The sequence below is a fragment of the Oerskovia sp. NPDC060287 genome (assembly GCF_042726775.1).
GTDB lineage: Bacteria > Actinomycetota > Actinomycetes > Actinomycetales > Cellulomonadaceae > Oerskovia > Oerskovia merdavium.
The window spans coordinates 1-7,005 of sequence record NZ_JBHXBO010000218.1 but is presented as its reverse complement, the minus strand read 5'-3'; the positions used below and the strand labels follow the sequence as shown (position 1 = coordinate 7,005).

5 protein-coding genes and 1 tRNA gene are annotated in these 7,005 nt (G+C 72.7%); 2 read left to right on the top strand and 4 right to left on the bottom strand.

All coding sequences use genetic code 11. From position 1 onward, the window contains the following. Positions 1-96: 96 nt before the first annotated feature. From ettA to ACFWFR_RS15855, 4 genes are all read right to left on the bottom strand, one after another. Positions 97-1,779 (bottom strand): energy-dependent translational throttle protein EttA, encoded by a 1,683-nt coding sequence (gene ettA, locus ACFWFR_RS15870; RefSeq protein ID WP_191803012.1) that lies wholly within the window; start codon positions 1,777-1,779, stop codon positions 97-99. A gap of 111 nt (positions 1,780-1,890) precedes the next feature. Next, complete coding sequence (locus ACFWFR_RS15865) at positions 1,891-2,535, bottom strand: single-stranded DNA-binding protein (RefSeq protein ID WP_377623597.1); 645 nt, start codon at positions 2,533-2,535, stop codon at positions 1,891-1,893. Positions 2,536-2,578: 43 nt separating this feature from the next. Continuing rightward, positions 2,579-4,165, bottom strand: a complete 1,587-nt coding sequence (locus tag ACFWFR_RS15860) for a GTPase (RefSeq protein ID WP_191803016.1) — start codon at positions 4,163-4,165, stop codon at positions 2,579-2,581. After that, entirely contained in the window at positions 4,162-5,868 is a 1,707-nt protein-coding gene (locus tag ACFWFR_RS15855; RefSeq protein ID WP_377623596.1) for a GTPase, read from the bottom strand. The genes ACFWFR_RS15860 and ACFWFR_RS15855 overlap by 4 nt, the downstream gene beginning before the upstream one ends. Before the next feature lie 178 nt (positions 5,869-6,046). On the opposite strand from ACFWFR_RS15855, the gene ACFWFR_RS15850 reads away from it, so the two are divergent. Together ACFWFR_RS15850 and ACFWFR_RS15845 are read left to right on the top strand one after the other, a co-directional pair. Next, a tRNA-Arg gene (locus tag ACFWFR_RS15850) sits at positions 6,047-6,122 on the top strand. 50 nt (positions 6,123-6,172) lie between these two features. Continuing rightward, complete coding sequence (locus tag ACFWFR_RS15845) at positions 6,173-6,928, top strand: ABC transporter permease (RefSeq protein ID WP_377615846.1); 756 nt, start codon at positions 6,173-6,175, stop codon at positions 6,926-6,928. The last annotated feature ends 77 nt before the right edge of the window (positions 6,929-7,005 follow it).

Sequence of the window (7,005 nt, the reverse complement as noted above, 5' to 3'; positions counted from 1 at the left end):
CCAGAGGGCCCCGACGAATCCTCGTCGGGGCCCTCTGGTGCGGAGCGTGTCGTTCGTCGCGGCTGCCCCGGTGGGGCGGCACGCGTCAGCGACGGATCAGTCGCGCGTCAGCTTGCGGTACGTGACGCGGTGCGGGCGCGCTGCGTCCGCGCCGAGGCGGCCGATCTTGTTCTCCTCGTACGAGGCGAAGTTGCCCTCGAACCAGTACCAGTTCGCCGGGTCCTCCTCGGTGCCCTCGTACGCGAGGATGTGCGTCGCGACGCGGTCGAGGAACCACCGGTCGTGCGAGACCACGACGGCGCAGCCCGGGAACTCGAGCAGGGCGTTCTCGAGCGAGCCGAGGGTCTCGACGTCCAGGTCGTTGGTGGGCTCGTCGAGCAGCAGGAGGTTTCCACCCTGCTTGAGGGTCAGCGCGAGGTTCAGACGGTTGCGCTCACCGCCCGAGAGCACGCCGGCCGGCTTCTGCTGGTCCGGACCCTTGAAGCCGAACGCCGCGACGTAGGCGCGCGAGGGCATCTCGACGTTGCCGACCTTGATGAAGTCGAGCCCGTCGGAGACGACCTCGAACAGCGTCTTCTTGGGGTCGATCCCGCCGCGCGACTGGTCGACGTAGGAGATCGACACGGTCTCGCCGACCTTGAGGTCGCCGCCGTCGAGGGGCTCCAGGCCGACGATGGTCTTGAACAGCGTCGTCTTGCCGACACCGTTCGGACCGATCACGCCGACGATGCCGTTGCGGGGCAGCGTGAAGCTGAGCCCGTCGATGAGCTTGCGCCCGTCGAAGCCCTTCTGCAGGTTCGAGGCCTCGAGGACGACGGACCCCAGGCGCGGGCCCGGCGGGATCTGGATCTCCTCGAAGTCCAGCTTCCTGGTGCGGTCCGCCTCGGCAGCCATCTCCTCGTAGCGCGCCAGACGCGCCTTCGACTTGGTCTGGCGGCCCTTCGCGTTGGAGCGGACCCACTCGAGCTCGTCCTTCAGACGCTTCGCGAGCTTCTGGTCCTTCTTGCCCTGGATCGCCAGGCGCTCCTGCTTCTTCTCCAGGTAGGTGGAGTAGTTGCCCTCGTAGGGGTACAGGCGTCCGCGGTCGACCTCGCAGATCCACTCCGCGACGTGGTCGAGGAAGTAGCGGTCGTGGGTCACGGCGAGGATCGCACCGGGGTACGACGCGAGGTGCTGCTCGAGCCACAGGACCGACTCGGCGTCCAGGTGGTTGGTGGGCTCGTCGAGGAGCAGGAGGTCCGGCTTCTCAAGGAGGAGCTTGCACAGGGCGACGCGGCGACGCTCACCACCCGAGAGCACCGACACGTCGGCGTCCGGCGGCGGGCAGCGCAGCGCGTCCATGGCCTGCTCGAGCTGCGAGTCGAGGTCCCACGCGTCGGCCGCGTCGATGGCCTCCTGGAGGGTGCCCATCTCGGCGAGCAGCGCGTCGAAGTCTGCGTCCGGCTCGGCCATGAGCGCCGAGATCTCGTTGAAGCGGTCGAGCTTGCCCTTGATCTCGGCCACGCCCTCCTCGACGTTGCCGAGGACCGTCTTCTCCTCGTTCAGCGGCGGCTCCTGCAGCAGGATGCCGACCGAGTAGCCGGGCGAGAGCCGGGCGTCGCCGTTCGAGGGTTGCTCCAGCCCGGCCATGATCTTCAGGATCGTGGACTTACCGGCACCGTTGGGGCCGACCACACCGATCTTGGCACCGGGAAGGAAGTTCAGGGTGACGTCGTCGAGGATGACCTTGTCACCGTGCGCCTTGCGCGCCTTGTACATGGAGTAGATGAACTCAGCCACTGGCTCTGTTCCACCGTTCGATCGCTCGCGGGATGCTGTGCGCCCGCCCCGGACCCGGGGTGCCCCAGGTGGGGCGGGCGTCTTCGACCCCTCAGCCTACGCGGTCGAGGTTCAGCGCGTCGCCAGGAGCTCGCGGGCCACGGACTCCTCGTCCGGGTCCTCGTCGGCACCGACGTGAGCGGCACCCTCGTCCTCGTCGAGGTCGAGCGCGTCGTCGACCAGGCCGTGCTCGGCGTCGTCGTCCTCGGCGACCGGCTCCCCCAGCGGGCCCAGGTCCCACTCGGTGTCGCGGCCGGCGTCGGCGAGCAGTCCCGAGGCGTCCTCGTTCCCTGTCCTCTGCCCGGGGTCTACGGCCACCTGGCCGCTCGTGGCGTCGTCGGGCGTGGTGGACCGGTGGACCGTGGGCGAGAAGCGGGCCTGCCCCCGCGTGAGGTCCGGTCCCAACGCGCTCGCCTCGATCACGAGGTTGGTGCGCGGCCCCTCGGGGCTGGTCCACTCGTCGACCGCGAGGCGTCCCGTGACCACGACCGCGTCGCCCTTGCGCAGCGAGGCCACGACGTTCTGGGCCATGCTCCGCCACGCCTTGACCGTGAACCAGATGGTCCGGCCGTCGACCCACTCGCCGCGCGTACGGTCGAGGTAGCGCGTGGTGCTCGCGATGCGGAAGCTCGTGAAGTCGTTGCCGGTCGGGGACGCGAACAGCCTGGGGCTCGTGCCCATGAAGCCTGCCAGCGTGACCGTGACGTCGTTGCCCATCGTTCCTCCTGGGTGCGGGGCCGGCCTGGTGCCGACCGCGACCTCAGGCTGACGGTTCGCGGGCCGCCGTGTCCTGCGTCGAGGGATCGTCTGTGGACGGGGCGACCATGTCCTGGGGTGTGGGCAACCTCAACGCACCGGTGAGCGGTGCCGCCCTGCCCGTGTCCCGCGCGGACTGCGCGAGCTCCCGCACCCGGCGATGCTCGTCGAGCAGCTTCTGCGTGGGCTTGCCCATGGTCTCCTGGACCACGCGCTCGACCGCCCCGCGCCCCGACGCCAGGACCGTCGCCTCACGCCGACGGGCCAGGGTCCGGCGGATCTGGATCCCCGCGAGGAAGAAGCCGAGCGCCACCAGGACGGCCGCGCCCGCCACGATCGCGAAGGTCGCGACGATCGTCCGGTCGAGGTCCAGCACGCCCAGCGAGCTGAGGATCGCGAGCGCCCCCGTGACGACGGCCACGCCGATCGCCACGAGCGCCGTGGTGCGCGTCGCACGAGCCGACGAAGGGCCGCGCGTGTCGAGCGAGACCTTGGACAGCGCCCGCTGGGTGTCCTCGACCAGGCGGTCTGCCGGGGCGACGGCCTCGTCGAGCGCCCGCTTCCAGCCCGGGCGCAAGGACTTCCCGGCCCGCGCGAGCCACCGGCTGCGCGAGAGCGCGACCGCGTCGGTCTGCGGCGGGGCGAACTCGGGTCGGCCGTAGCCGTTGCGCACGGCCGCGGCGACCTGGCCGGCCACCGCGGAGAGCCCGGTCGCCTCACCGATCGCGACGACCTCCTCGTCGACCGCGGTGCTCATGGTCCACGGCACCTCGCCGGGGGTCTGCTCGAGCAGCAGGGCCCCCGCGCGGTCGAGCTCGCCCGCGACCCGGCTCGCGGCGACGCTGCGACGGGCCACGGCCTGCTGCAGCAGCTCGCGCACCTGGCCGAGCCCCTCGCCCGTGCGGGCCGAGACCATGGTCACGTACACCCCGGACAGGCCGTCCTCCTCCAGGAGGCGACCCATGTCCGCGACGAGGTTGCCGCGCTGCGTGGTCGGGACCGTGTCGATCTGGTTGAGCGCCACGACCATCGACGCCTCGAGCCCGACCGACTTCTGCAGGTAGCCCGAGTGCAGCGCGTCGTCCGCGTACTTCTGGGGGTCCACGACCCACACGAGCAGGTCGACGAGCGGCAGGACGCGGTCGACGACCGCCTGGTGCGCGGGCTCGATCGAGTCGTGGTCCGGCAGGTCGAGCAGGACCAGCCCGTCGAGGCCCTCCTCGGCGTCCCCGTCGAGCTCGCTGCCCCGCGTGATGCGCCGCTCCGGGTCGACCTCGAGCCAGTCCAGGAGCGCCGTGGCCTGGTCGCTCCACGAGCACGCCGTGATGCGGGCCGTCGTGGGTCGCTTGGCGCCCACGTCGGCGAAGTTCAGGCGCGAGATGCGGTTGAACAGGCTCGACTTGCCCGAGCCCGTGCCGCCCGCGAGCGCCACGACCGTGTGGTCGACGCCCAGGGCGAGACGCTCGCGCACCCCGCCGATCGCGGTCCGGATCCGGTCCGCGACCTCCGGGTCGAGGCGGTCCCCCGCGAGGTCGAGGGCCCTGCCGAGGTCGTCCGCACGGGACCTAAGCTGAGAGTCGTGGGACGTCATGAGAGCCTCCTGAGCTCAGCGAGGCGCAGGCGCAGCCCGACGGCGGCATCCGGCGCGAGGGCGGGGATGTCGAGGCGTTCCAGCAGGTCGACGGGTTCGCGGGCCACCATCGCGGCGGCACGGTCGGCGAGGTCCGAGGCCAGGGTCTGCGCGGAGGCGAGGCCCGGGTCGCCGAGCAGCGACTGCACGAGCCGGGTGGCGTCGTCGACCCCTGCGGCGGACGTGAGGAGCAGCGCGACGAGCCCCGTGGGCCCGAGCGCCTTGACCGCGGCCTCGGCCCGGCGGTTCTCGGCGCTGTCCTGCGGGGTGACGCCCGGCTCGTCGATGCCGCGCAGGGCCTCGACCGCGCGCTCGGCGACCGAGACCCACTCGTGGACCTGGTCCTTGGCGGCCTTCTCGCGTGCCGCCTCACGGGCCGGGTCGCCGTGCTCGGGCGCGAACGCGGGGCCCCCGGGGGGAGCGTCCGGGCCGGTGAGAGCTGCGCGCAACGCGTCGTCGGCGCTCGAGCCCGCCGCGACGAGCGTGCGCGTCGCGGCGGCACGGACCTCGTCGAGGAGCGGTTCGAGCGCGGCCTCGCGTGCGCGCCCTCTGCGCTTGGTCGAGCGCGCCAGCCCGTGGCGCACCTTGAGGCGGTCGATCTTCTCGGCGCTCGCGAGCTGGGCCCAGCGCGAGGCGACCGAGCCCTCTGCGACGACGCCCGAGGCGACGGACGCGCGGGCCGTGGCCTCGGCGTCGGGCAGGGCCTTCTCGATCGTGGCGCGCAGCACCTCGGCGGCCTCGACCTGCTGCTGGACCGCGTCCGCGATGCCCGTGACCCACGCCGGGAGCGCGGCGAGCGAGCCCTTGAGCGTGCGCACGATCACGGCGCGAGACCGGTCCGGACCCGCGAGCATGGTCAGCCACCGGGCGGTGGGGGTCACGGTCGCGCGGTCGAGCATGCCCTCGTGCGGCCCGACGTCGGGGATCACGAAGAGCGGCACACCCTCCATACCGTGCTCGCGCAGGCGGGCCAGGAGGTCGCCGCGGATGGTCGTGAGGTTGTGCTGCGGGACACGGTTGAGGACCATCGCGACGCTCGCGCCACGCTCCATGGCCTGTCCGAGCGCGACCCAGGGCAGGGCGTCGCCGTAGCGCGCCGCCGTGGTCACGAAGAGCCACAGGTCCGCGGCCTCGAGGAGCTGGGCGGCGGTCGAGCGGTTCTCGGCGAGGAGCGAGTCGAGGTCCGGTGCGTCCAGGAGCGCGGTGCCGCGCGGGACGCCGTCGTGCTCGACGACGCGTGACATCGCGGTCGTGGGGCTGTGGACCAGGACGTCCACGTCGAGCGGGTTGTAGGCGAAGACCGGCTCGCGGGTCGTGGGGCGCAGCACGCCCGCCTGCGACACCTCCTCGCCCAGCAGCGAGTTGTAGAGCGTCGACTTGCCCGCGCCCGTCGACCCCGCGATCACGACGACCGCCGGGGAGGACAGCTCCTTGAGCCGCGGCAGCAGGTGCTCGTCGAGCTGGTTGAGCAGACGCCGGCGGGCGGCCTCTGCCTCCTCGACCCCGTCGAGGACCAGCGGGAGCTCGACCTCGGCCACGTCGCGGCGCAGGTCACGGCCCACGTCGAAGACCGTCGTCCCGATCTCCTCAGGGGTGTTGCCGGGCGTCCTGCCCGAGGCGGGGGTGGCCCGCGGGGCACGGTCGGCAGCATGTCGGGTCGTCACCCGTTCATCTTCTGTGGTTCCCGAGGCGATGCCAAACGCGCGCGCCGGTCGTGGGGTCGCGGACTGCCGAGGAGCCGGGCGAGGCCGGCGGGCGGGGCCGTGCGGGACCGTCTGCGACACGGCCGTCTCGCGCGCGTGCGCGCAGGTCACGGCCGGATCCCACTACGATGGTCCCCGCGCCCCGATAGCTCAATGGATAGAGCAACGGCCTTCTAATCCGTAGGTTGCAGGTTCGAGTCCTGCTCGGGGCACCACCGCGCGTCGTCGCGACGGCGCCTCGCCGTGTCTCTGACACGATCTCCCCATGCCTCTCGCCGACCTCCTGCGGCTCGCCGTCGCGGTCCTCGTCCTGGTCGCCCTCGCGTGCGGGGTCCTGGCCTGGACGGGGCGTCGCACCGTCCCTGACGCGCTGGTCGCGGTGCTGCGCGCGGCCGCGCAGCTCGCGCTGGTCGCGCTGGTGATCGGGTGGATCTTTGCGCACCCGGCCGCGGTCGTCCCCTACCTGGCCGTCATGCTCGTGGCCGCGGGCGTCACATCCGCACGGCGGATCGGTGGCGGATGGGCGGCCCTGCCGTGGTTGCTGGTCTCGATCGGTACCGGACCGGCGGTGGTGCTGGGAGTCGTGCTCGCGGCGGGGGCACTCGCCCCGACCGGGCAGGAGATCCTGCCGTTCACGGCCCAGGTCATCGGCGGCGCCATGACGGCGGCCTCGCTCGCGGGCCTGCGGATGCGCGACGACGTCGCTCACCGGTGGGGTGAGGTCGAGGCCATGCTGGCGCTGGGCTTCACGCGGCGCGAGTCGGTCGCCGACCTCGGACGCCAGGCCGCGGCCCGCGCGCTCGTCCCCGCGATCGACCAGACCCGGGCGGCCGGGCTGGTCACCCTGCCCGGGGCGTTCGTCGGGCTCCTGCTCGCGGGGGCCGAACCGTGGCGGGCCGCCCAGGTCCAGCTCCTGGTGCTCGTGGGGCTGCTGGCCGCCCAGTCCATCTCCGCGGTCGGGACGGCGGTGCTGACGGCGCCCCTGTGGGCGGCCGCCCGGCCCGTCGTCGCGGTCCGCTAGGACGGGCGACGAAGCTGCAGCGGCAGGCTGGCCGGGGATCTCCGGGTGGTGTTTTCGTGTAGCCACCACCATTGTGG

What these genes read in the sequence shown, in the direction of transcription:
- ACFWFR_RS15865 (WP_377623597.1), bottom strand. Translation starts at nt 2,535, where the DNA reads ATGGGCAACGACGTCACGGTCACGCTGGCAGGCTTCATGGGCACGAGC.
- ACFWFR_RS15860 (WP_191803016.1), bottom strand. Translation starts at nt 4,165, where the DNA reads ATGACGTCCCACGACTCTCAGCTTAGGTCCCGTGCGGACGACCTCGGC.
- ACFWFR_RS15845 (WP_377615846.1), top strand. Translation starts at nt 6,173, where the DNA reads ATGCCTCTCGCCGACCTCCTGCGGCTCGCCGTCGCGGTCCTCGTCCTG.